This is a genomic window from Methylobacterium sp. TK26, assembly GCF_055361565.1.
In genome coordinates this window covers 666,836-688,919 of the sequence record NZ_CM143965.1, presented here as the reverse complement: position 1 = coordinate 688,919, position 22,084 = coordinate 666,836, and the positions used below count along the sequence as shown (strand labels likewise).

Sequence of the window (22,084 nt, the reverse complement as noted above, 5' to 3'; positions counted from 1 at the left end):
GGCCCTTGAAGACGTTACGACGTGGTAGATGCCCGCCGCGCGCAGGGCGTCGTTGGCCTGGGGGCCGATCAGCCCGCGCTTGCCGGTGACGAGGGCGGCGGCGACGGCGCCGGGCTGGCCGCCGTAGCTGTCGGCGATCCGCCGGGTCAGGGCGTTGCGGGCGTCGTCCAGGGCGGCGGCGAACCGGAGCGAGGGCGGCAGGTCCGGCGTCGGCCGCACGGTGATCGCCCCGGTGAGCGAGCCCACCGCGCCGATGCCCTGGAAATACGCGTCCCGGGCGAAGTCGTAGCCCCCCGGCCGTGCGGCCTCCGGCGGGGGCAGCAGCCGCGCCGTGGCGCTCACCGTGTCGCCGGGCCTCAGCGGCGGCGCCTTGCGGAACGAGACCCGCACCCGAAACGGCCGCGCCTCCGGCGGCAGGGTGCCGAAGCTCTCGACGCGGACGATGAGCCGCGCCCCCTCCTCCCGCTCGTCGAAAGCCTCGATCAGCCCGGTGAGCGGGCCGACCAGGGTCCGCGTCAGGACCGGCGCGGCGACGCGCTCCACCCGCCACGCGGCGGCGAAGAAGCCGAGGCAGGCGAAACCGAGGGCGAGCGCCAGGGCCATCGCCCCCGGCCGCGCGCCGAGCCGGGTGGCGAGGAGGAGGCAGGCCGCGCCGACCGCCAGCGGTGCGGGCAGGAAGGGCCGCCCGTCGGCGCCCGCGAAGAACACGAGGATGCCGGCGCCGAACGCGACGGCGAGCCAGGGGAACAGCCGCCGCTGCCCGGCCTCCAGGGCGAGGGCATGCAGGAAGTGTCCGCGCAGGGCGCCGAGCGCAAGGTCCGGGGCGCGGAAGCGGGCGCTCGCCGCCGCCGCCATGCCCGTACCGATCCGCTGCATCGAGAGCCGTCCGCGACATCGCCCACGATGCCGCGGGCGCCCGCCCGATGCTTAGCGTAGCGGCCGAGCCCGGCGACAGTCCCGCGCGGGGTATGGGGCGATCTCACCCCCAGGCACTTGACCCGGCGGGCGGAGCAATGCCCTGTCGCCGGCAGCGAACAGGCCGACGCGACGACACGCAGGGATCGAACTTGCGTCGCCGCGCTTTCCCCCGCATTCCCGGTCCCGGCCGCCGCCGGCTCCTCCGCCAGTCCGAAAAAAGATGTCGTCTCCCGTCGTCACGCGCTTTGCCCCCTCGCCCACCGGCTTCCTCCATATCGGCGGGGCGCGCACCGCCCTGTTCAACTGGCTCTATGCCCGCCACCACGGCGGGCGGATGCTGCTGCGCATCGAGGACACCGACCGCGAGCGCTCGACCAAGGCGGCCATCGACGCGATCCTCGAAGGGCTGCGCTGGCTCGGCCTGGATTGGGACGGGGACGTGGTGTTCCAGTTCGCCCGCGCCGAGCGCCACCGGCAGGTGGTGGACGACCTGCTCGCCGCCGGCCGCGCCTATCGCTGCTACGCCTCGCAGGACGAGCTGACCCAGATGCGCGAGCAGGCCCGCGCCGAGGGCAAGCCGCTGCGCTACGACGGGCGCTGGCGTGACCGCGATCCCGCCGAGGCGCCGGCGGGCGTGAAGCCGGTCATCCGCCTGCGGGCGCCGCTGGAAGGCGAGACCGTGGTGGACGACGCGGTGCAGGGCCGCGTGACCTGGGCGAATCGCGACCTCGACGACCTCGTGCTGCTGCGCTCGGACGGGACGCCGACCTACATGCTCGCCGTGGTGGTGGACGACCACGACATGGGCGTCACGCAGATCATCCGCGGCGACGACCACCTTACCAACGCCGCCCGCCAGAGCCAGATCTTCTCGGCGATCGGATGGGAGGTGCCAAAGATGGCGCATATCCCGCTGATCCACGGGGCGGACGGCGCCAAGCTCTCGAAGCGCCACGGGGCGCTCGGCGTCGAGGCCTATCGCGACCTCGGCTACCTGCCCTCGGCCCTGCGCAACTACCTCGTCCGCCTCGGCTGGAGCCACGGCGACCAGGAGGTCTTCTCGACGGAAGAGATGGTCGCGGCCTTCGATCTCGGCGCGGTCGGCCGCTCGGCCTCGCGCTTCGACTTCGTGAAGCTCGCGAATCTCAACGGCTTCTACATCCGCAACAGCGGCGATGCCGAGCTCGTGGCCGCCATCGAGGCGATCCTGCCCCAGGTCGGCCCGGAGCGCGGCATCCCCGTGCCCCTGTCCGACGACCTGCGGGAGAAGCTGACGCTCGCCATGCCGGGTCTGAAGGAGCGCGCCAAGACGCTGATCGAACTCCTCGACAGCGCCTATTACCTCACCGCCGCCCGGCCGCTCGTGCCCGACGAGAAGGCGAAGGCCCTCCTGTCGGAGGAGGGCCGCGCCCGCATCGCGGCGGTGCTGCCGGCCTTGGAAGCCCTGCCCGATTGGAGCGCGGCGGCGACCGAGGGTGCGGTGCGCCAGTACGCCGAGGCAGCCGGCTGCAAGCTCGGGCAGGTGGCGCAGCCACTGCGCGCTGCGCTCACCGGCCGGACCACCTCCCCGCCCCTGTTCGACGTGATGGCCGTGCTGGGGCGGACCGAGAGCCTCGCCCGCCTGGGGGAACAGATCCCGCAGGCCTGACCCGGCCCGGATTTCGCATTGCGGGCGGCGGGCTTTGTCACCCTGCCCGTTGCCGCTGCACTGCCGTTCGGCTAACCGGGGGTTCTGTGAGCAACCGCAAAATAATGTGCGGTGCGCTCACGAGTCCGGGGTCGCCTCGGGGGAGCGGAACCGGTCTCGTCACGTCCCACCAGAAGGGTCCACGTCCCATGAGCGGCACCAGCACCATCACCGTGGACGGAAAGCAGATCGAACTGCCGGTGAAATCCGGTACGATCGGGCCGGACGTCGTCGATATCAGCAAGCTCTACGCGCAGACGGGGGCCTTCACCTTCGATCCGGGCTTCACCTCGACGGCCTCCTGCGAATCGAAGATCACCTACATCGACGGCGACGAGGGCGTGCTGCTCTATCGCGGCTACCCGATCGAGCAGCTGGCCGAGCAGGGTGACTTCCTCGAGACCTGCTACCTGATGCTGTTCGGCACCCTGCCGACCGAGGCCCAGAAGTCCGACTTCGATTACCGCGTCACGCGCCACACCATGGTGCACGACCAGATGAACCGGTTCTTCACCGGCTTCCGCCGCGACGCGCACCCGATGGCGGTGATGGTCGCCTCCGTCGGCGCCCTCTCGGCCTTCTACCACGACTCGACCGACATCACCGACGAGAACCAGCGGCTGATCGCGTCGATCCGCATGATCGCCAAGATGCCGACCCTGGCGGCGATGGCCTACAAGTATTCGATCGGCCAGCCCTTCGTCTATCCGAAGAACGATCTCGACTACGCCTCGAACTTCCTGCGCATGTGCTACGCCGTGCCGTGCGAGGATTATGAGGTGAACCCGGTCTTCGCCAAGGCGCTGGACAAGATCTTCATCCTGCACGCCGACCACGAGCAGAACGCCTCGACCTCGACGGTGCGTCTGGCCGGCTCCTCGGGCGCCAACCCCTTCGCCTGCATCGCGGCCGGCATCGCCTGCCTGTGGGGCCCGGCCCATGGCGGCGCCAACGAGGCCGCGCTGAAGATGCTGATGGAGATCGGCAAGCCCGAGAACGTCGGCAAGTACGTCGCCAAGGCCAAGGACAAGAACGATCCGTTCCGCCTGATGGGCTTCGGCCACCGCGTCTACAAGAACTACGACCCGCGCGCCCGCCTGATGCAGAAGGTGACGCACGAGGTCCTGAAGGAACTCGGCCACCAGGACGATCCGCTGCTCGAAGTCGCCGTGCAGCTGGAGCAGATCGCCCTCAAGGACGAGTACTTCATCGAGAAGAAGCTCTACCCGAACATCGATTTCTACTCGGGCATCACCCTGAAGGCGATGGGCTTCCCGACCGACATGTTCACGGTGCTCTTCGCCGTGGCGCGGACGGTGGGCTGGATCGCCCAGTGGGCCGAGATGATCGAGGACCCGCAGCAGAAGATCGGCCGTCCGCGCCAGCTCTATGTCGGGCCGGACAAGCGCGACTACGTGCCGATCAATTCGCGCGGCTGAGGCCGGCGCGACGGGATGACGAAAGGCGGCCTCCGGGCCGCCTTTCTCGTTTCGGAGGCGCCCTGGCGGGACTGAATTGGTGTCGCACCGCGCCGGTCCCGGCCGAATAATGTTTGGACGAACGAGAAGCGGATTTTGAATGCGCCCGGTCTCTGCTCTGCGGGGCGGCGTCGTTCGTGCGAAAACCCAGCTATCTCCGACTTTCGGCCCACTTGGAGCCTCTTCGCAACGCAGCTATAGGCGAACGTCGAAGAACCGCGGCACTGCATAAGACCGCGCGTCAGCGAGGAGATGGAGATGGCGGCGAGCGCTGCGATCCAGGAAGCGGGTCGCGAGGTCAAGGACCTCTACGAGATGGGGGAGATCCCCCCCCTCGGTCACGTGCCGGCCAAGATGTATGCCTGGGCGATCCGGCGTGAGCGCCATGGGCCGCCGGAGCAGTCGCATCAGCTCGAAGTCCTGCCGGTGTGGGACATCGGCGACGACGAGGTGCTGGTCTACGTCATGGCCGCCGGCGTCAACTACAACGGCGTCTGGGCCGGCCTCGGCGAGCCGATCTCGCCCTTCGACGTGCACAAGGGCGAGTACCACATCGCCGGCTCCGACGCGTCGGGCATCGTCTGGAAGGTCGGCTCCAAGGTGAAGCGCTGGAAGGTCGGTGACGAGGTCATCGTCCACTGCAACCGCGACGACGGCGACGACGAGGAGTGCAACGGCGGCGACCCGATGTTCTCGCCCTCGCAGCGCATCTGGGGTTACGAGACCGGCGACGGCTCCTTCGCCCAGTTCTGCCGGGTGCAGTCGCGCCAGCTGATGAAGCGTCCGCAGCACCTCACCTGGGAAGAGGCCGCCTGCTACACGCTGACCCTCGCCACCGCCTACCGGATGCTGTTCGGCCACGCCCCGCACACGGTGAAGCCCGGCCAGAACGTGCTGATCTGGGGTGCCTCCGGCGGCCTCGGCGTGTTCGGCGTGCAGCTCTGCGCGGCCTCGGGCGCCAACGCCATCGCCGTGATCTCGGACGAGTCGAAGCGCGACTACGTGATGAGCCTCGGCGCCAAGGGCGTCATCAACCGCAAGGACTTCGATTGCTGGGGCCAATTGCCGAAGGTGAACTCCCCTGAGTTTCACGCCTGGACGAAAGAGGCGAGAAAATTCGGCAAGGCGATCTGGGACATCACCGGCAAGGGCAACGACGTCGACATCGTGTTCGAGCACCCCGGCGAGGCGACCTTCCCGGTCTCGGCGCTGGTGGTTAAGCGCGGCGGCATGGTGGTGTTCTGCGCCGGCACCACCGGCTTCAACATCACCTTCGACGCCCGCTACGTGTGGATGCGCCAGAAGCGCATCCAGGGTTCGCATTTCGCCCATCTCAAGCAGGCCTCGGCCGCGAACCAGTTCGTGCTGGATCGCCGGATCGACCCGTGCATGAGCGAGGTCTTCCCCTGGGACAAGATCCCCCAGGCCCACACCAAGATGTGGAAGAACCAGCACCCGCCGGGCAACATGGCCTGCCTCGTGAACTCCCCCCGCGCCGGTCTCCGGACCGTCGAGGACGTGATCGAGGCCGGTCCGCTCAAGCGGTAAGGCTTACGCAGGGCGGCACCGCCTTGAAGCGGTGCTGCCCTGCGTGGTCCGCCCTTGCCCGTCGCCGGGCGGGGCGCGACAACGGCGACGCTTGACAGGCCGTTCCTGCTTTCGAGGAACGGCGCGGCGGGAGCCCCGAGACGTGACCGGCGACGACGAATCCTACGTGTACGATGAGGCCACCGGCGAGTGGCTGCCCCCCGGCGCGGCGTCCGCCCCTGCCGCCGTCGTGGTCCGCGACGCGGCCGGCAATGCCCTTGCCGACGGCGATGCGGTGACGCTGATCAAGGACCTGAAGGTCAAGGGCACGAGCACGACCCTGAAGCAGGGCACGGTGATCCGCTCGATCCGCCTGACGGACGACCCCGACGAGATCGACTGCCGCCACGACACGATCAAGGGCTTGGTCCTGCGCACGGAGTTCGTGCGCAAGCGCTGATTCCGGCTCCAGTAACGGGATTCTCCCTGCGCCCGCCCTCATCCTTCGAGGCTGCTCCGCAGCACCTCAGGAAGAGGTTTGGGCTGCGATCACTTCGAACAGATCAAAAACTCGGCGGGGTGCAGGCGCTCACGACCTCGCAGGGCTGCGGGCCGACGCAGCGGAAGCGGTGGAGGCGGCGGCTGTCGAAGCTGTAGGCGTCGCCGGGGCCGAGGATGCGGCGCTCCTCGCCGACCGTGACCTCCAGCCGTCCGCTGAGCACGATCCCGCCCTCCTCCCCGTCATGGCTGAGGAGCACCCGGCCGGTATCCGCGCCGGGCTCGTAGCGTTCCTTCAGGATCTGCAGGCGGCGGCCGAAGAGGTTGTCGCCCACCTGCCGGAAGGAGATGCCGCCCCGCGCCGAGCGGCGTCCGATCTCGGTCAACTCCTCGGCGGCGAAGAACGCCTTGCGCTCCGGCTCCGGCTCGACGGCGAAGAACTCGGCCATGCCGATGGGGATGCCGTCGAGGATGCGCTTCAGCGCGCCGACGGAGGGGTTCACCCGGTTCGCCTCGATCAGCGAAATCGCCGAGTTGGTGACGCCCGCGCGCTTGGCCAGGGTGCGCTGCGACAGGCCGTGACGCACCCGCACGAAGCGCAGGCGCTCGCCGACATCGACGTCCATGGGCGGGGTCCGTTGCAGGTGTTGCGGATCCCGCAACAGTGCAGCCTCTACACAAGCCCCCGCAAGGGGTTGGCGCGCACCAGAAAAGGACTTGTTGCTGCAACCGATTGGGTATCCCCTGCCGGGGACAGAGCCGGAGCCCGTTGATGACCGACCATCGCTCGCGCAACACCCCCTCCCTCGACGCCTTCTGGATGCCGTTCACGGCGAACCGCCAGTTCAAGGCGGCGCCCCGCATGCTCGTCTCGGCCGAGGGGATGCACTACACGGCGGATGACGGGCGCACGGTCCTCGACGGCACCGCCGGCCTGTGGTGCGTGAATGCCGGCCATGGGCGTCGGCAGATCGCGGCGGCGGTGGAGCGCCAGCTCTCGACCCTCGATTTCGCGCCGACCTTCCAGATGGGCCACCCCATCGCCTTCGAATTCGCCGAACGCCTCGCGGAGATCGCGCCGGGCGGCCTCGACCGGGTGTTCTTCACCAATTCCGGCTCCGAAGCGGTCGACACCGCCCTCAAGATCGCGCTGGCCTACCAGCGCTCCATCGGCCAGGGCACCCGCACCCGGCTGATCGGGCGCGAGCGCGGCTATCACGGCGTCGGGTTCGGCGGCATCACGGTGGGCGGCATCGTCTCGAACCGCCGGGTGTTCCCGCAGCTCCCCGGCGCGGACCACCTGCGCCACACGCACGATCCCGCCCGCAACGCCTTCACGAAGGGCCAGCCGGAGCACGGCGCCGAACTCGCCGACGACCTCGAACGCCTCGTCGCCCTGCACGGGGCCGAGACCATCGCCGCCTGCATCGTGGAGCCGCTCTCGGGCTCGACCGGCGTCCTCGTGCCGCCGAAGGGCTATCTGGAGCGCCTGCGCGAGATCTGCACGAAGCACGGCATCCTGCTGATCTTCGATGAGGTCATCACCGGCTTCGGCCGCCTCGGCGCGCCCTTCGCCACCGATTATTTCGGCGTGACGCCGGACCTCGTCACCGCCGCCAAGGGCCTCACCAACGGCACCGTGCCGATGGGCGTGGTCTTCGCGAGCCGGCAGATCCACGACGGGCTGATGCAGGGGCCGGACGGGATCGAGCTGTTCCACGGCTACACCTATTCCGGGCATCCGGTGGCCTGCGCCGCCGGCATCGCGACGCTGGACATCTACCGGGAGGAAGGGCTCCTCACCCGCGCCGCCGACCTTGGCGACGATTGGGCCTCGGCGATGCACGACCTGCGCGGGCGCAAGCACGTCATCGACATCCGCACGCTGGGCCTCGTCGCCGGCATCGAACTCGAATCGCGCCCCGACGCGCCGGGCAAGCGCGCCTACGAGGTGTTCGTGGATTGCTTCCAGCGCGGGCTTCTCGTCCGCGTGACCGGGGACATCGTCGCCCTGTCGCCGCCGCTCATCGTCGAGCCGGGGCAGATCGCCGAGATGGCCGAGGTGCTGGGCGCGGCCATCGACCGGGTGGCCTGAACCCTCCCCCGCCTCAGGGGTTGCCGCCGGACAGGTTGCCTCGTCGAAGGGGCGGAATGAGGCTGACCAATGACCAATACCGTCCTGATCGTCGGCGCGAGCGGCATCGTCGGCAGCGCGGCCGCGTCGCGCTTCGTCGCCGAGGGCTGGCGCGTCGCGGGGCTCGCCCGGCGCCCGACCGCGCAGGAGGGCGTCGAGCCCGTCGCCGCGGATCTGCAGGACCGCGCCTCCCTGGAGGCCGCCCTGAAGGATCTCGCCCCGACCCATCTGGTGCTGGCGACGTGGCAGCGCCGGGACACGGAAGCGGAGATGATCCGCGTGAATGGGGCGATGGTCGCGGGCGTGCTCGACGTGCTGCGTCCGCAGGCGAGCCTGCGCCACGCCGCCCTCGTCACCGGGCTGAAGCACTATCTCGGCCCGTTCGAGGCCTACGGGAAGGGCACCCTGCCGCAGACCCCGTTCCGCGAGGAGCAGGGGCGGCTGCCGGTCGAGAACTTCTACTATGCGCAGGAGGACGCCCTGTTCGCGGCGGCCGAGCGCGACGGGTTCACGTGGAGCGTCCACCGCCCGCACACGATCATCGGCAAGGCGGTGGGCAACGCCATGAACATGGGGACCACGCTCGCCTGCTACGCCACCCTGTGCCGCGAGAAGGGGGAGCCCTTCGTGTTCCCCGGCTCGGCGGCGCAGTGGAACGGCCTCACCGACATGACCGACGCGCAGCTCCTCGCCCGGCACCTGCTCTGGGCCTCCACCGAGCCGAAGGCCCGGAACCTCGCCTTCAACGTCGTGAACGGCGACGTCTTCCGCTGGAGCTGGATGTGGGGCCGCCTCGCGGAATGGTTCGGCATCGAGGCCGCGCCCTTCGACGGCACGCACCGTCCGTTGGAGCCGCGCATGGCCGGCGACGGCCCTCTCTGGGCCGAGATCGCGAAGCGCCACACCCTCGCCGAGCCGGATCTGACCAAGCTCGCATCGCCCTGGCACACGGATGCCGATCTCGGGCGGCCCATCGAAGTCGTCACCGACATGGGCCGCAGCCGCCGCCTCGGCTTCACCGCCTACGAGCCGACCGACGACGCCTTCTTCGACCTGTTCGCGCAGCTGCGGGCCGACCGGCTCATCCCCTAGCTTCTTGTTTCACATCAATTTTTCCTAGACACGGCTGACGCCTTCGTCTGGATCGATGCACTAGGAAGAGGCCTTCCGCTCCACCCCGCACCATTCGGCCACGAACAGGGCCATGGCGGTGGTGGAACGCTTCACGGAGGCGAGGCTGACGCGCTCGTCGAAGCCGTGGATGTTCTCCGCATGGGGTCCGTAGCAGAGGGCCGGCACGTTTTCGTAGAGAGCGTGGACACGGGTATCGAGGTAGCTCGGCGACATGAAGCTGGTGAGCGCCTTGCCCGTCGCCCGCTCGTGGGCGCGACCGAGCACGGCTTCGGCCTCCGAGCCCTCCTCCAGCACGTAGCCCTCGGCCATGAAGCCGTTGAAGCGCACGAGGGGCGGGTTCCGCGCCAGGAACGCATCGCCCGAAGCGAAGCGGGCGACGGCCTCCTCGATGGCGGCGGCGGCGTCGGCCGCCCGCGTGCCGGGATAGAGGGCGATCCGGCAATCGGCCCGCGCCCAGGCCGGCACCGAGGAGGCCCAGTCGCCCCCGGCGATGCGGCCGATGTTGAGGTTGATCGGGTGCGCCTCGGTCTCGAAATGGCGATGCTGGCTGCGCTCGTCGTTCCAGCGCGCCTCGACCTCGCGCAGCGCGCCGACCACCCGCCACAGGGCGTCGATGGCGTTGGCGCCCGCGCCCATCTCGCGGACATGGACGGGGCGGCCGCGCACCTCCACCGTGAACCAGATCACCCCCGTATTGGCCCGCACCAGGGCCTCGTCCTCCGGCTCGGGGATGAACACTGCATCCGCCCGGTAGCCGCGCAGATGCGCCGCCAGCGCGCCGTTGCCGGTGGATTCCTCTTCCACCACCGATTGGATCGTGACGGCGGAGGCCGGCTGCAGGCCAAGCCGGCCGAGGGCGTCGAGGGCGAAGAGGTTGGCCGCATGGCCCGCCTTCATGTCGCCCGCGCCCCGGCCGTAGAGCCAGTCGCCCTCGATCACCGGGTCGAAGGGCGGGTGGCGCCACAGGTCGAGGGGGCCGGTCGGCACCACGTCCACATGCGCCTGCAGGATCAGCGAGCGGCCCGCCTGCCCCGCCGGTCGGTGATGACAGACCACGATCGGCGCGTCCGAATGGCGCTCGTCGATCCGGCCGCCGCCGGGATGGGCGTCGAGCGCCGCCCGGTCCATGGCGAAGCGCTCGGCGGCGTAGCCCCGCGCCCGGAAGGTCTCGAACACGTAATCCTGGCAGGCCTGCTCCTGCCCGCGCAGCGACGCGAACCGGACGAGGTTGCGCGTGTGCTCCACCTGGGCATCAAACCCGTCCGCGACGGCGGCTTCGATCTCGGCGGCGAGCGTCGGGTCCAGCGGCATGGGCACTCCTTCGTGGCACGGAAGGGGAAGCCGGCAGGGCGATCCTGTCAACGGCGGATCGCGCCCTTCCCGTGTGTCGCAGCCCCATGGCCTTGCCGAATCGCGCCTTTGCTGCGTTGGCTGCGGCCCTCGCAGGCGGGGGCCGCGATCCCCGCCCGGATCGGAGGGCATCGCATGAGCGAGATCGGGGACACCTTCAAGAAGGCGCCCAAGCGCAAGCCGAGCAAGGGCAAGAGCATCGCCGTCTCCCCGGAGATGCGGGAAGCCTATGCCGAGATGATCCGCCAGAGGGCGGAGAAGGAGGAGGTCTACGGCCGCCACCTGCCCCAGGACGAGACCCGCCGCCGCTAGAAACCGTAGAGCCGCTTCGGGTTGTCGACGAAGAGCATCCGCCGGCTTTGTTCGTCGGGCACCCACTCCGCCATCAGGTCGAGGAGCGCCGGCAGTTTCGGCGGCCCGTCCCAGGCGGCGACATGCGGCCAGTCCGAGCCCCAGAGGCAGCGCTCGGGCGCCGCGTCGTTGAGGGCGCGGGCCATGGGGATCGTGTCCGCATAGGGCGGTCCGGCGTCCGACACGCGGAAGGCACCGGAGAGCTTCACGTAGTTCCCGTCCCGGACGAGGCCGAGGAGCGCCTGGAAGCCGGGATGGTCCAATCCGGCCGAGGCCGGCATGTGGCCCATATGGTCGAAGACCAGGGGCACCGGCAGGCGCGCCATCAGGCCGGCCATCTCCGGCAGGTGCCGCGCGTCGAGCAGGAATTGCAGGTGCCAGCCCATCTCGCGGGCGAGCGCGCCGTAGCGCTCGACCTGATCGAGGCCGACGCCGCCCCCGAACAGCACGTTGAGGCGCAGACCCGTCACCCCCGCCTCCTTGAGGTCGGCGAGGTCCCGGTCGGGCAGGCCCAGCGGAATGACCGCGATGCCGCGCAGGCGCTGCCGGTTCGCCTTGAGGGTCTCGACCATCAGCCGGTTGTCCGTGCCGTGGACGCTCACCTGCACGAGGACACCGTGCGCCATGCCCGTGGCGTCGAGCATGGCGAGGTAGCGCGCGGCCGGCGCCTCGGGCGGGGTGTAGCTGCGCTCGGCGACGAACGGATAGGCCGGCGGCAGGCCGATGACGTGGGCGTGGGTGTCGACGGCGCCCGGCGGCACCGCGTAGCGCGTCGGGCCGCCGGGATGCGGATCGGGGGCCGGGCAGTCGCGGATGTCGCTCATGGTCAGGTGTCCGCGTGGAGGACGCGCCCGCGCGTCTCGGGCAGAGCGAAGGCGGCGAGGAAGAACATGCCGTAGGCGATGGCCGCGAACAGGGCGATGGCCGAGGCGAGCCCGACCCGCTCCGACAGGTAGCCGACGAGGGCCGGGAACAGGGCGCCGAGGCCCCGCCCGAAATTGTAGCAGAAGCCCTGCCCCGAGCCGCGCAGGCGCGTCGGGTAGAGTTCGGTGAGGAAGGCGCCCATGCCGGAGAAGTAGCCGGAGGCGAAGAAGCCCAGCGGGAAGCCGAGCACCCAGAGCACGCCGTTCGAGAGCGGCAATTGCGTGTAGGCGACGATGACCGCGATGGCCCCCAGCGAGAAGATCAGGAAGAGCGGGCGCCGCCCGAGCTTGTCCGCGAGCCACGCGCCGACGAGGTAGCCGGTGAACGAGCCGACGATCAGCGCCGCGAGGTAGCCGGTGGAGGAGACGATGGAGAGGTGGCGCTCCGTCGTCAGGAAGCGCGGCACCCAGGTGGTGATGGCGTAGTAGCCGCCCTGGCAGCCCGCCGCCGCCAGCGAGGCGAGGATGGTGGTGCCGAGGATCGGGCCGGAGAAGATCTCCCACAGCTTCGGCCGGTCGCCGCTCGCGGCGGCGGCGGCGCGGGTGCGCACGGCGACCTCCGGCTCCTTCACGTGGCGGCGCAGGTAGAAGACCAGCAGCGCCGGCAGGGCGCCCACGGCGAACATCCAGCGCCACGCGCTCTCGGGCGGGAGCGCCGAGAACAGGATCGCCTGGGAGAGCACGGCGAGGCCCCAGCCGATGGCCCAGCCCGACTGCACCGAGCCCACCGCCCGGCCCCGGTACTCGGCGCGGATCGTCTCGCCGATCAGCACGGCACCGGCCGCCCACTCTCCACCGAAGCCGAGGCCGAGCAGGGCGCGGGCCACGAGCAACTGCTCGAAGCTCTGCACGAAGGCGCAGACCAGGGAGAAGAACGAGAACCAGAGGATGGTGATCTGCAGGGTGAGCACCCGGCCGATCCGGTCGGCCATGAAGCCGGCGATCCAGCCGCCGAGCGCGGAGGCCAGCAGCGTCACCGTGGCGGCGAGCCCCGCCGTGCCGGGATCGACCTTCCACAGCGCGATGATCGTGCCGATCACCAGCGGGTAGATCATGAAGTCCATGCCGTCGAGGCACCAGCCGGCGGCGCAGGCCCAGAAGGTGTGCCGCTCGGGCGTCGTCATGGAGCGGTAGAAGGCGGTGAGACTCGCGTCCCGGATTTCGACCGCCTCGGCGCTTGGCGCCGTCCCCTGTCCGCCGACCGTATCCATGATTCACTCCCGTTTGACGGAAGTATCGGCCCGGTGCCGGAGCCTGTCCAACGACGTTTGCGGCCGATCCAAAGAAAAGGGCCGCCCTCGCGGGCGGCCCTTTCAGATCAGGCGTCTGCCGGTCTTAGTCGCAGCGCTCGACCAGCACGCGGCGGTAGCCGTAGGGCGTCCACCGGACGCGCGGGACGGTGTAGCAGCCGCCGCCGTAGCCGTAATCGCCGCCGTAATAGCCGACCGGGGCGTAACCGCCGCCGTAGCCGTAGCCATAGCCCGGGTAGCCATACCCGCCGTAGCCGCCATAGAGGCCGCCCGCCGCGAGGCCCAGGCCGAAGCCCGCCAGGCCGAAGCCGATGCCGCGACCGTAGCCGCCGCGATAGCCGTACCCGCGATACCCGCCGTAGCCGCCCCGGAAGCCGCCGTAGCCACCCCGGAACCCACCGTAACCGCCACGGAAGCCCGCGCCACGGAAGCCGCCGAAGCCGCCGCCATGGAACCCGCCGCCGAAGCCGCCGCCGTGGAATCCGCCCCCGCCGAACCCGCGGGCATCGGCGCTCACCGGAGCGAGCGCCAGGGCGCCGGCCGCCAGAAGCGCAGAACCGAGCACTGCACCCTTCATCTCATGTCTCCAAGAATTCAGAACCCCTTCGATGCTGAAACGTGCGGCTTGGTGAAACGGTTCGCACGGCCTGCGCGGCAGGCGGTCACGGTCCCGTGCTCACCGGATGGGGGCCTTGCGCGAAAACCGCCGTTTTCGGGCGGCACAGGGGCGGCGCGACCCACCTGATGATGCGTTCCATGCTTCTTCGTTCGACTTTCCTCGCGCTTGTGGCCGGCCTCGCCCTGTCTCACCCGGCCCGCGCGGCGCCTGAGGCCAGCGAGCCCTGCCGGGCGGTCCAGGCCCAGGGTGAGAGTTTCACGGTTTGCACCGTCGATCTACGCAAGCGCCGCCTGCGGGTGTTCTGGCGCCGACCGGACGGGCAGGCCTATTCCTCCCTCCAGGCGCTGGCCGAGGCGCAGGGTCCGAAGCTCGCCTTCGCCATGAATGGCGGCATGTACGACAAGGATCAGGCGCCGGTCGGGCTCTATGTCGAGGACGGGCGCGAGCTGCACGGCGTCTCGACGGCGGACGGGCCGGGCAATTTCCACCTCAAGCCCAACGGCGTGTTCTACGTGAAGGGCGAGAAGGCCGGCGTGCTCGACACGTCGCGCTATCTCCGCGCGCATCCGAAGCCCGATTTCGCCACGCAATCCGGGCCGATGCTGGTGATCGAGGGGCAGATCCACCCGAAGATCACGGCGGACGGGCCGTCGCAGAAGATCCGCAACGGCGTCGGCACCCGCGACGGGGGCCATGTGGCGGTCTTCGCCATCTCCGAGCGGCCCGTGAGCTTCGGCGCCTTCGCCCGCCTGTTCCGCGACGACCTCGGCTGCCGCAACGCCCTGTTCCTCGACGGCTCGGTGTCGAGCCTCTACGCGCCGAACCTCGGGCGCTCCGATCTCGGACGGCCGCTGGGGCCGCTGATCGGAGCGGTGGCGAAGTAAGGGGGCGGGATCTTACCGCTGCCCGAAGGCGGTGTCCTTGAACAGGTCCTTCAGGTGGTGCGGCTGCGAGCGCCAGTATTGCTTCGGCGCGTGCACCCGCGCGCCGAGTTCGGCGGCCGCGTGCCAGGGCCAGCGCGGGTTGTAGAGCATGGCGCGGGCCAGCGAGATCGCGTCCGCCTTGCCCTCCCGGAGGATGTCCTCGGCCTGCTTCGGCTCGGTGATGAGCCCCACCGCGATGGTGGTGAGGCCGGTCTCGGCCTTGATCCGCTCGGCATAGGGCACCTGATAGCCCGGCCCGACCTTGATCGCCTGCTTCGGCGAGACGCCCCCGGTCGAGACGTGGATCGCCGGGGAGCCGGCCGTCTTCAGGGCCTGGGCGAGTTCCACCGTCTCGTCGAGGTCCCAGCCGTCCTCCACCCAATCCGTCGCGGAGACCCTGAACCAGACCGGCGCACCGGCGGGCACGACCTGCCGCACCGCGTCGTAGATCTCCAGCGGGTAGCGCATCCGGTTGGCGAGGCTGCCGCCGTATTCGTCCGTGCGCTTGTTGGCGATGGGCGAGAGGAACTGGTGCAGCAGGTAGCCGTGGGCGCCGTGCAGCTCCACGGCCTCGATCCCGAGGCGCACGGCGCGCTTGGCGGTGGCCACGAACTCATCGCGCACCCGCTTCAGGTCGGCGGCGTCGAGGGCGTGGGGCGGCACCTCCCCCTCCCCGTGCGCCACGGCGGAGGGCGCCTCGGTGCGCCAGCCGTAGGGGTGCTCCGGCGCGATCTGCTTGCCGCCGGCCCAGGGGGCGTCGCTCGACGCCTTGCGGCCGGCATGGGCGATCTGGATGCAGACCGGGATCGGCGCGTATTCGCGCACCGCCCCGAGGACGCGGGCCAGCGCCCGCTCGCAGCCGTCGTTGTAGAGGCCGAGATCCCAGGCGGTGATGCGCGCCTCGGGGGAGATGGCGGTGGCTTCCAGCGTCAGCAGCCCGGCGCCCGACATGGCCAGTTGACCGAGATGCATCATGTGCCAGTCGGTCGCCTCCCCGTCGCGGGCCGAGTACTGGCACATCGGCGCGATGAGGATCCGGTTCTCCAGGGTCAGGGAATCGAGGGTCAGGGGCTCGAACAGGCGTGCGGTCATGGGGTCCTCCGGCATGGGGTCAATCTGGGGCGACCCCCCGGTGCGGCCAAGCGGCCCCACCGTCCCGAACCGGGAACCTGCGGATTGAACGCCCGTTTTGTGTGCGTCGCCGCGGTGCGGCGGCCCAAGCGAGCCGCCTGAGGGGGCGAGATCGCCCAGGATTCCGATCATGATGCTTCCGAGATTCGCCGCCCCATTCGTATTTGCCGCCGGTTGTGTCGCCCTCGCGGGTGCCTCCCAGGCCCAGCCCGCCGCCTTCGGCGGGCCGAAGATGTTGATCCACGGCAATTATTGCGGGCCGGGCAACAACGCCCCCCTGCCCCCCATCGACGCCCTCGACGCGGCCTGCGCCCGTCACGATGCCTGCACTCCGCAGGGCGGGCTTCCGTCTCGCGCCTGCAACATGCGCCTCCAGCGCGAGGCCGAGATGATCTCCCGCGATCCGCGCATCCCCGAGAAGGAGCGCGCCATGGCCGGGATGATCGCCATGGGTGCCGGCGCCATCCCGACGAGCCCCGATGGCGGCCCCACCGCCACCGGCTCCCTCACCCCCGCCGCCGGCATCGGCCTGCCGGGCGATGACGACGACGCGGAGTAAGCCCTAGTGCATCGATCCAGACGAAGGCGTCAGCCGTGTCTGGAAAAATTGATGCAAAAACAATAAGCTAGTACAGAGACGCATGAACGGAGTGAGTGCGTCTCTGTACTAGCCGCCGATCCCACGGGTCTTGAGGCTGTCGCCGATCTCGTCGAGGACGCTCGCGTCGTCGATGGTGGCCGGCATGGTCCAGGGCTCGTCGTCGGCGATGCGCTTCATCGTCGCGCGCAGGATCTTGCCCGAGCGGGTCTTGGGCAGGCGCGCCACGGTGAGCGCCAGCTTGAACGCCGCCACCGGCCCGATCTCCTCCCGCACCTTCGCCACGAGCTCCCGCTCGATCTCGGCGGGATCGCGGGAGACGCGGGCCTTCAGCACCACGAAACCGCAGGGCACCTCGCCCTTCAGCGCATCGCGGATGCCGATCACCGCGCATTCCGCCACGTCCGGGTGGGCGGCGAGCACCGCCTCCATCCCGCCCGTCGAGAGCCGGTGCCCGGCGACGTTGATGATGTCGTCGGTGCGGCCGAGCACGGTGATGTAGCCGTCCTCATCGATGATCCCGGCATCCGACGTGTCGTAATAGCCGGGGAAGGTGGTGAGGTAGCTCTCGCGCATCCGCTCGTCCGAGCCCCACAGCGTCGGCAGGCAGCCGGGCGGCAGGGGCAGGCGGATCGCGATGGTGCCCATCGTGCCGCGCGGCACCTCCTTGCCCCCCTCGTCGAGGACACGCACGTCGTAGCCCGGCATCGGCACGCAGGTGCTGCCGCGCTTCACCGGCAGGAGGCCGAGCCCGACCGGGTTGCCGGCGATGGGCCAGCCGGTCTCCGTCTGCCACCAATGGTCGATGACCGGCCGGTCGAGCACCCGCTCCGCCCAGGCGACGGAATCCGGGTCCGCCCGCTCGCCCGCCAGGAACAGGGAGCGGAAGGACGACAGGTCGTGGTGGCCGACGAGTTCGCCCTGCGGGTCTTCCTTCTTGATGGCGCGCAGAGCGGTCGGCGCCGTGAACAGGCACACGACCTTGTGCTCTTCCAGCACCCGCCAGAATGCCCCGGCATCGGGCGTGCCCACCGGCTTGCCCTCGTAGAGCACCGTGGTGCAGCCGTGCAGGAGCGGCGCATAGACGATGTAGCAATGCCCGACGACCCAGCCGATGTCGGAGGCGCAGAAGTAGGTCTCGCCGGGGGCGACGCCGTAGAGGTTCGGCATCGACCAGGCGAGCGCCACGAGGTACCCGCCCGTGTCGCGCACCACGCCCTTCGGCTTGCCCGTCGTGCCCGACGTGTAGAGGACATAGAGCGGGTCCGTGGCCGCCATGCTCACGCAGCCGGCGTGCTTCCCCGCCGCCCGCGCGGCCTCCATCGTCCCGGCCCAGTCATGGTCGCGGGCGGGGTCGAGGTCGGCCCGGCATTGCGGGCGCTGAAAGATCAGGCAGGCCGAGGGCTTGTGCGCGGAGGCTGCGATGGCCGCGTCGAGGAGCGGCTTGTAGGCGACGACCCGGTTCGGCTCCAGGCCGCAGGAGGCGGCGAGCACCACCTTCGGCTGCGCGTCCTCGATGCGCTTGGCGAGTTCGTTGGCCGCGAAGCCGCCGAACACCACCGAATGCACCGCGCCGAGGCGGGCGCAGGCGAGCATCCCGACCATCGCCTCGGGCACCATCGGCATGTAGATCACCACCCGGTCGCCCTGGCCGACGCCGAGGTCGGCGAGCACGGCGGCGAGCGTGCCGACCTCGTCGCGCAACGCGCCGTAGGTGATCGTCCGCTTGGTGCCGGTGACGGGCGAATCGTGGATGATCGCGACCTGGTCGCGGCGGTCGGATTCCGCGTGCCGGTCGACGGCATTGTAGCAGGCGTTGAGCCGGCCATCCGGGAACCAGCGTCCGTAGGGACCCTGGCCTCCGTCGAAGGCCCGTTCCGGCATCCGGTCCCAGGTGATGGCGCGGGCGGCGTCCCGCCAGAACGATTCGGGGTCGCGCGCGGCGGCGGCGTGGGTTTCGGCGTAGCGGCTCGCTGGCATGGCGTGTCCTCGGGGTCGTTGGACGGTCTTCCGCCGTCTCGCGCCGAGCTTACCAGATCGCCGGCCGCACCGTCATCGGTGTGCCGCCCGGACCTTTCAGGGCATGAAAAAGCCGCGCCGTCCGGTGGGGAGCGGCGCGGCCTGCCTTGGCCTATCGCATGGGTGTCAGTGCAAGGTGCCGGTGGCTTGCAGCCTGTTCATCTCATCCTTGAGGTGAAGTTTTCGGCGCTTGAGTTCCGCTATCTGCTGATCGCTTGCCGAGGGCCTGTGGATGGCCTCCTGAATCTCGCGCTCGAGGGCTTCGTGCTTACGGGCGAGTTGGCTCAGATGCGTCTGCAGCGACATGAGGCGAATCTCCTGTCATTGTTCTGACACGGGCAGACTGACACAGGTTGGCGGGCCTGTCGAAGCGTTTTCGCTGGGCAACCTTTCGCAAGGGTTGCTCCGGCGCTTGCCCACCGCTGAGGCGTGACGCATGCTTCTGACCTTCGAAGGGGTTTCGGTTTTCAAGGGTGCGATGGCGGCTGAGTCGGGTGAGAACGGGCAGTCCGATCTCGAATCGGAACTGGGCCGGCTCCGCGAGGAGCATCGCGACCTCGACGGCGCCATCGAGGCGCTGGAGCGGAGCGTGGCGGGGGATCAGTTGCAGATCCAGCGGCTGAAGAAGCGCAAGCTGACCCTGCGCGACCGGATCTCCTACATCGAGGACGTGCTGACGCCGGACATCATCGCCTGAAGGCGGTGGGTCGGCAGCCGTCCCGCCTTGCGATCCGCGTGCCGCGCGGTTAAGCGCCCTCTTTTGCTGGAACCACGCATGTCGGCGCCACCCGTCGCGATCATCATGGGCAGCCAGTCGGACTGGGCGACCATGTGCCATGCCGCGCAGACCCTGGATGCGCTGGCGATCCCCTACGATGCCCGCATCGTCTCCGCCCACCGCACGCCCGACCGGCTCGTCGCCTTCGCCAAGGGTGCGCGCGGGGACGGGTTCAAGGTGGTGATCGCCGGGGCCGGCGGCGCGGCGCACCTGCCGGGCATGGCCGCCGCCATGACGAGCCTTCCGGTCTTCGGCGTCCCCGTCGAATCGAAGGCCCTCTCGGGACAGGACAGCCTGCTCTCCATCGTGCAGATGCCGGCCGGCGTGCCGGTGGGGACCCTCGCCATCGGCCGGGCCGGGGCGGTGAACGCCGCGCTCCTCGCCGCCGCCGTGCTGGCCCTCTCGGACGAGGCGCTGGCGGGCCGCCTCGACGCGTGGCGCGCGGCGCAGAGCGCATCCGTGGCCGAACGGCCGGAGACTCAAGGACAGTGACGCAGAACGCGATTGCCCCCGGCGCGGTGCTCGGGATCGTCGGCGGCGGCCAGCTCGGCCGCATGATCGCCCTCGCGGCGGCGAACCATGGGCTGAAGGTCCATGTCTACGCCCCCGATGCCGACAGCCCGGCCTTCGACGTGGCCGCGCGGACCACCTGCGCCGCCTATGACGACGAGGCGGCGCTCGCCGCCTTCGCGGCGTCGGTGGATGTCGTGACCTACGAGTTCGAGAACATCCCCCGCGCCACCGCCGAGGTGCTGGCCCGCCACGCGCCGCTCCACCCGAACGCCGAGGCCCTGGCGACGACCCAGGACCGGCTCTCGGAAAAGGAATTCATCAATCGGCTCGGCATCCCCACCGCGCCGTTCCGGCCCGTGGACACGCCGGACGACCTCGCCCGCGCCCTGGAGACGATCGGATTGCCGGCGGTGCTGAAGACCCGCCGCTTCGGCTACGACGGCAAGGGCCAGCGCATCATCCGCGAGCCCGGCGAGGGCGACCGCAACGCGATCTTCGCGGAGTTCGGCGGCGCGCCGCTGATCCTCGAAGGCTTCGTGCCCTTCGAGCGCGAGGTCTCGGTGGTGGCCGCGCGCGGCGCCGACGGCAGCTTCGCCGCCTTCGACCTCTGCGAGAACGAACACCGCAACCACATCCTGGCCTTCACGCGGGTGCCGGCCGAGGGCGTCTCCCCCGAGACGGCGCAGGAGGCCTTCCGCATCGCCCGCGCCATCGCCGACGCCCTCGATTATGTCGGGGTGCTGGCGGTGGAGATGTTCCTCGTGCGCGAGGGCGGCGAGCGGCTCGTGGTCAACGAGATCGCGCCGCGCGTCCACAATTCCGGGCACTGGACCATCGAGGGCGCGCTGTCCTCGCAGTTCGAGCAGCATGTCCGCGCGGTCTGCGGCTGGCCGCTCGGCAGCGCGGCCCGCACGGGCGGCCTGCCCTGCGAGATGGAGAACCTGATCGGCGATCAGGTGGAGGCGTGGCGGTCGCTCCTCGCGGAGCCCGGCGCGCACCTGCACCTCTACGGCAAGGGCGAGGCCCGCCCCGGCCGCAAGATGGGCCACGTCACCCGCCTCAAGGGCTGATCGCACCCGCCCCGGTTGCGGCCCGCGCGCCACACCCGTCCGCCGGAAGAGACGGCGGGCGGCGCGATTGCGCGGCCCGGCGGCGGGGGCCATACCTTCGCCACATCCCGCCGCTTCCAACCGTTCCAGGGTTCGCCCGGCCGCGATCGGGCGGCCCGGCTTAAGGGGGCATTCACCGCGTTGCGCGAGGTTGCGCGCGGGTTGCCGGAACCGGGCGCGATGCGCCGGCGCGGACAGGACTAGGGGCGGGGCACCGTGCGGGGCGCGGCGGCTCCCGGGAGAATGGGGCGATGACGCAACGCAACGGGCTCGTGAAGGCCGCGCTGGTCGGCGCGGCGGTGGTCGCGGCTGCGGGGCTGGCGGGCTGCGAGACCGTGGGTTCGGCCGCGGGCGCGCGCCAGTACGCGGTGCTGGAAACGGATACGACGGGGGCGACGACGAGCAACATCGCCTCGCTCAGCGAAGTGGTGCAGCGGAACCCGAACGACGCCGCCGCCTACACGACCCGCGGCGCGGCCTATGCCCGCGCGGGCCAGTTCAGCGAGGCGATCAACGACTTCACGAAGGCGATCCAGCTCGATCCGAACTCGGCCTCGGCCTACAACAACCGGGCGCTGGCCCTGCGCCAGACCGGCCGTAACGACGCCGCGCTGCAGGATTTCTCGAAGGCGATCAGCGCCGATCCGAATTACGGCCCGGCCTATATCGGCCGCGCCAACGTGGAGCGGGCGCAGGGCAACCTCGACGGCGCCCTCAACGACCTCAACGTCGCGATCCGCCTGAGCCCCGAATCGGCCGAGGCGTACCATGCGCGCGGTCTGGTGAAGCAGAAGCAGGGTCTCGACACCCAGGCCATCGCCGATTTCGACGCGGCCATCGACCGGAACCCCTTCGTCTCGGCGCCCTACGCCGCGCGCGGCCAGAGCCTGATCGCCACGAACCAGTATCCGAAGGCGATCGAGGACTACAACGCGGCGCTCAACGTGAACAACAAGGACGCCACGTCCTGGGCCTATCGCGGCCTCGCCTACGAGAAGTCCGGCCAGCGCAAGGAAGCGCTCGACAATTACCAGCGCGCCGCGACCATCGACCCGGGCAACGGCGTCGCGAAGTCGGGCCTCGCCCGCGTGCAGGGCGGCCTGGGTTCGGTGTTCAACTGACGCCCCGGAAGGGCCGTGAGGGG

Annotated in this window: 21 protein-coding genes and 1 pseudogene; 13 read left to right on the top strand and 9 right to left on the bottom strand. The window is 70.3% G+C overall.

From position 1 onward, the window contains the following. Positions 1-6: 6 nt before the first annotated feature. Positions 7-876, bottom strand: a pseudogene (locus ACXJ1Y_RS03455) (ComEC/Rec2 family competence protein); the annotation flags it as partial. Between the two features lie 262 nt (positions 877-1,138). Here ACXJ1Y_RS03455 and gltX point away from each other — a divergent pair. The 4 genes from gltX to ACXJ1Y_RS03435 all read left to right on the top strand — a co-directional run bounded on the left by gltX (position 1,139) and on the right by ACXJ1Y_RS03435 (position 6,070). After that, on the top strand, positions 1,139-2,566 hold the full coding sequence (gene gltX, locus ACXJ1Y_RS03450; protein WP_463848767.1) for a glutamate--tRNA ligase: 1,428 nt from the start codon (positions 1,139-1,141) through the stop codon (positions 2,564-2,566). Positions 2,567-2,754: 188 nt separating this feature from the next. Next, entirely contained in the window at positions 2,755-4,044 is a 1,290-nt protein-coding gene (gene gltA, locus ACXJ1Y_RS03445) for a citrate synthase (protein WP_463848766.1), read from the top strand. Positions 4,045-4,341: 297 nt separating this feature from the next. After that, on the top strand, positions 4,342-5,631 hold the full coding sequence (ccrA, locus tag ACXJ1Y_RS03440) for a crotonyl-CoA carboxylase/reductase (RefSeq protein WP_243956373.1): 1,290 nt from the start codon (positions 4,342-4,344) through the stop codon (positions 5,629-5,631). A gap of 142 nt (positions 5,632-5,773) precedes the next feature. Further along, the gene (locus ACXJ1Y_RS03435; RefSeq protein WP_463848765.1) at positions 5,774-6,070 is read left to right on the top strand and encodes an alkylphosphonate utilization protein; all 297 of its coding nucleotides are present in this window, start codon (positions 5,774-5,776) and stop codon (positions 6,068-6,070) included. Positions 6,071-6,173: 103 nt separating this feature from the next. On the opposite strand, the gene ACXJ1Y_RS03430 is transcribed toward ACXJ1Y_RS03435, so the two are convergent. Continuing rightward, on the bottom strand, positions 6,174-6,734 hold the full coding sequence (locus ACXJ1Y_RS03430; protein WP_463848764.1) for a cupin domain-containing protein: 561 nt from the start codon (positions 6,732-6,734) through the stop codon (positions 6,174-6,176). 146 nt (positions 6,735-6,880) lie between these two features. On the opposite strand from ACXJ1Y_RS03430, the gene aptA reads away from it, so the two are divergent. Continuing rightward, positions 6,881-8,203, top strand: coding sequence for an omega-aminotransferase AptA (gene aptA, locus ACXJ1Y_RS03425; RefSeq protein WP_463848763.1), 1,323 nt, complete (start codon positions 6,881-6,883; stop codon positions 8,201-8,203). A 69-nt stretch (positions 8,204-8,272) separates the two neighbouring features. Next, positions 8,273-9,334: an SDR family oxidoreductase gene (locus ACXJ1Y_RS03420; RefSeq protein WP_463848762.1), complete on the top strand. Its 1,062-nt coding sequence runs from the start codon at positions 8,273-8,275 to the stop codon at positions 9,332-9,334. Between the two features lie 60 nt (positions 9,335-9,394). Here ACXJ1Y_RS03420 and ACXJ1Y_RS03415 read toward each other — a convergent pair whose 3' ends face one another. Beyond that, positions 9,395-10,687 (bottom strand): ArgE/DapE family deacylase, encoded by a 1,293-nt coding sequence (locus ACXJ1Y_RS03415; RefSeq protein WP_463848761.1) that lies wholly within the window; start codon positions 10,685-10,687, stop codon positions 9,395-9,397. Positions 10,688-10,861: 174 nt separating this feature from the next. Between ACXJ1Y_RS03415 and ACXJ1Y_RS03410 the strand changes: the two genes are divergently transcribed. Then, positions 10,862-11,038: a hypothetical protein gene (locus ACXJ1Y_RS03410; RefSeq protein WP_463848760.1), complete on the top strand. Its 177-nt coding sequence runs from the start codon at positions 10,862-10,864 to the stop codon at positions 11,036-11,038. Here the strand turns inward: ACXJ1Y_RS03410 and ACXJ1Y_RS03405 are convergent. The 3 genes from ACXJ1Y_RS03405 to ACXJ1Y_RS03395 form a co-directional block, all read right to left on the bottom strand. Further along, complete coding sequence (locus tag ACXJ1Y_RS03405; protein ID WP_463848759.1) at positions 11,035-11,901, bottom strand: amidohydrolase family protein; 867 nt, start codon at positions 11,899-11,901, stop codon at positions 11,035-11,037. The two genes, ACXJ1Y_RS03410 and ACXJ1Y_RS03405, sit on opposite strands and share 4 nt — an antisense overlap. A 2-nt stretch (positions 11,902-11,903) precedes the next feature. Further along, a complete protein-coding gene (locus ACXJ1Y_RS03400) occupies positions 11,904-13,211 on the bottom strand; it encodes an MFS transporter (RefSeq protein ID WP_463848758.1) in 1,308 nt (435 codons plus the stop codon). 124 nt (positions 13,212-13,335) lie between these two features. After that, on the bottom strand, positions 13,336-13,827 hold the full coding sequence (locus tag ACXJ1Y_RS03395; RefSeq protein ID WP_463848757.1) for a hypothetical protein: 492 nt from the start codon (positions 13,825-13,827) through the stop codon (positions 13,336-13,338). Between the two features lie 170 nt (positions 13,828-13,997). Between ACXJ1Y_RS03395 and ACXJ1Y_RS03390 the strand changes: the two genes are divergently transcribed. Beyond that, positions 13,998-14,753: a phosphodiester glycosidase family protein gene (locus ACXJ1Y_RS03390; protein WP_463850024.1), complete on the top strand. Its 756-nt coding sequence runs from the start codon at positions 13,998-14,000 to the stop codon at positions 14,751-14,753. Between the two features lie 12 nt (positions 14,754-14,765). Here the strand turns inward: ACXJ1Y_RS03390 and ACXJ1Y_RS03385 are convergent, their stop codons facing one another. Further along, positions 14,766-15,884, bottom strand: a complete 1,119-nt coding sequence (locus ACXJ1Y_RS03385; RefSeq protein WP_463848756.1) for an NADH:flavin oxidoreductase/NADH oxidase — start codon at positions 15,882-15,884, stop codon at positions 14,766-14,768. A gap of 172 nt (positions 15,885-16,056) precedes the next feature. Here ACXJ1Y_RS03385 and ACXJ1Y_RS03380 point away from each other — a divergent pair, with 172 nt between their 5' ends. After that, complete coding sequence (locus ACXJ1Y_RS03380) at positions 16,057-16,482, top strand: phospholipase A2 family protein (RefSeq protein WP_463850023.1); 426 nt, start codon at positions 16,057-16,059, stop codon at positions 16,480-16,482. Between the two features lie 108 nt (positions 16,483-16,590). On the opposite strand, the gene ACXJ1Y_RS03375 is transcribed toward ACXJ1Y_RS03380, so the two are convergent. Together ACXJ1Y_RS03375 and ACXJ1Y_RS03370 are read right to left on the bottom strand one after the other, a co-directional pair. Continuing rightward, complete coding sequence (locus tag ACXJ1Y_RS03375) at positions 16,591-18,501, bottom strand: propionyl-CoA synthetase (protein WP_463848755.1); 1,911 nt, start codon at positions 18,499-18,501, stop codon at positions 16,591-16,593. A gap of 165 nt (positions 18,502-18,666) precedes the next feature. Continuing rightward, positions 18,667-18,846, bottom strand: a complete 180-nt coding sequence (locus ACXJ1Y_RS03370; protein WP_243956359.1) for a YdcH family protein — start codon at positions 18,844-18,846, stop codon at positions 18,667-18,669. A gap of 172 nt (positions 18,847-19,018) precedes the next feature. On the opposite strand from ACXJ1Y_RS03370, the gene ACXJ1Y_RS03365 reads away from it, so the two are divergent. From ACXJ1Y_RS03365 to ACXJ1Y_RS03350, 4 genes are all read left to right on the top strand, one after another. Further along, positions 19,019-19,237, top strand: a complete 219-nt coding sequence (locus ACXJ1Y_RS03365) for a YdcH family protein (RefSeq protein WP_463848754.1) — start codon at positions 19,019-19,021, stop codon at positions 19,235-19,237. Between the two features lie 78 nt (positions 19,238-19,315). Continuing rightward, on the top strand, positions 19,316-19,810 hold the full coding sequence (purE, locus tag ACXJ1Y_RS03360; RefSeq protein WP_463848753.1) for a 5-(carboxyamino)imidazole ribonucleotide mutase: 495 nt from the start codon (positions 19,316-19,318) through the stop codon (positions 19,808-19,810). Beyond that, on the top strand, positions 19,807-20,901 hold the full coding sequence (locus ACXJ1Y_RS03355; RefSeq protein ID WP_463848752.1) for a 5-(carboxyamino)imidazole ribonucleotide synthase: 1,095 nt from the start codon (positions 19,807-19,809) through the stop codon (positions 20,899-20,901). The genes purE and ACXJ1Y_RS03355 overlap by 4 nt, the downstream gene beginning before the upstream one ends. Positions 20,902-21,191: 290 nt before the next feature. Then, positions 21,192-22,061 carry a tetratricopeptide repeat protein gene (locus ACXJ1Y_RS03350; protein WP_342163596.1) on the top strand — a complete coding sequence of 290 codons (870 nt, stop codon included), beginning with the start codon at positions 21,192-21,194 and terminating at the stop codon, positions 22,059-22,061. Positions 22,062-22,084 lie beyond the last annotated feature (23 nt).

Bases quoted from the DNA above. Each gene is read 5' to 3' on its own strand.
- gltX (WP_463848767.1), top strand. From the start codon at position 1,139: ATGTCGTCTCCCGTCGTCACGCGCTTTGCCCCCTCGCCCACCGGCTTC.
- gltA (WP_463848766.1), top strand. From the start codon at position 2,755: ATGAGCGGCACCAGCACCATCACCGTGGACGGAAAGCAGATCGAACTG.
- ccrA (WP_243956373.1), top strand. From the start codon at position 4,342: ATGGCGGCGAGCGCTGCGATCCAGGAAGCGGGTCGCGAGGTCAAGGAC.
- ACXJ1Y_RS03430 (WP_463848764.1), bottom strand. From the start codon at position 6,734: ATGGACGTCGATGTCGGCGAGCGCCTGCGCTTCGTGCGGGTGCGTCAC.
- aptA (WP_463848763.1), top strand. From the start codon at position 6,881: ATGACCGACCATCGCTCGCGCAACACCCCCTCCCTCGACGCCTTCTGG.
- ACXJ1Y_RS03420 (WP_463848762.1), top strand. From the start codon at position 8,273: ATGACCAATACCGTCCTGATCGTCGGCGCGAGCGGCATCGTCGGCAGC.
- ACXJ1Y_RS03415 (WP_463848761.1), bottom strand. From the start codon at position 10,687: ATGCCGCTGGACCCGACGCTCGCCGCCGAGATCGAAGCCGCCGTCGCG.
- ACXJ1Y_RS03410 (WP_463848760.1), top strand. From the start codon at position 10,862: ATGAGCGAGATCGGGGACACCTTCAAGAAGGCGCCCAAGCGCAAGCCG.
- ACXJ1Y_RS03405 (WP_463848759.1), bottom strand. From the start codon at position 11,901: ATGAGCGACATCCGCGACTGCCCGGCCCCCGATCCGCATCCCGGCGGC.
- ACXJ1Y_RS03400 (WP_463848758.1), bottom strand. From the start codon at position 13,211: ATGGATACGGTCGGCGGACAGGGGACGGCGCCAAGCGCCGAGGCGGTC.
- ACXJ1Y_RS03395 (WP_463848757.1), bottom strand. From the start codon at position 13,827: ATGAAGGGTGCAGTGCTCGGTTCTGCGCTTCTGGCGGCCGGCGCCCTG.
- ACXJ1Y_RS03390 (WP_463850024.1), top strand. From the start codon at position 13,998: ATGCGTTCCATGCTTCTTCGTTCGACTTTCCTCGCGCTTGTGGCCGGC.
- ACXJ1Y_RS03385 (WP_463848756.1), bottom strand. From the start codon at position 15,884: ATGACCGCACGCCTGTTCGAGCCCCTGACCCTCGATTCCCTGACCCTG.
- ACXJ1Y_RS03380 (WP_463850023.1), top strand. From the start codon at position 16,057: ATGCTTCCGAGATTCGCCGCCCCATTCGTATTTGCCGCCGGTTGTGTC.
- ACXJ1Y_RS03375 (WP_463848755.1), bottom strand. From the start codon at position 18,501: ATGCCAGCGAGCCGCTACGCCGAAACCCACGCCGCCGCCGCGCGCGAC.
- ACXJ1Y_RS03370 (WP_243956359.1), bottom strand. From the start codon at position 18,846: ATGTCGCTGCAGACGCATCTGAGCCAACTCGCCCGTAAGCACGAAGCC.
- ACXJ1Y_RS03365 (WP_463848754.1), top strand. From the start codon at position 19,019: ATGGCGGCTGAGTCGGGTGAGAACGGGCAGTCCGATCTCGAATCGGAA.
- purE (WP_463848753.1), top strand. From the start codon at position 19,316: ATGTCGGCGCCACCCGTCGCGATCATCATGGGCAGCCAGTCGGACTGG.
- ACXJ1Y_RS03350 (WP_342163596.1), top strand. From the start codon at position 21,192: ATGACGCAACGCAACGGGCTCGTGAAGGCCGCGCTGGTCGGCGCGGCG.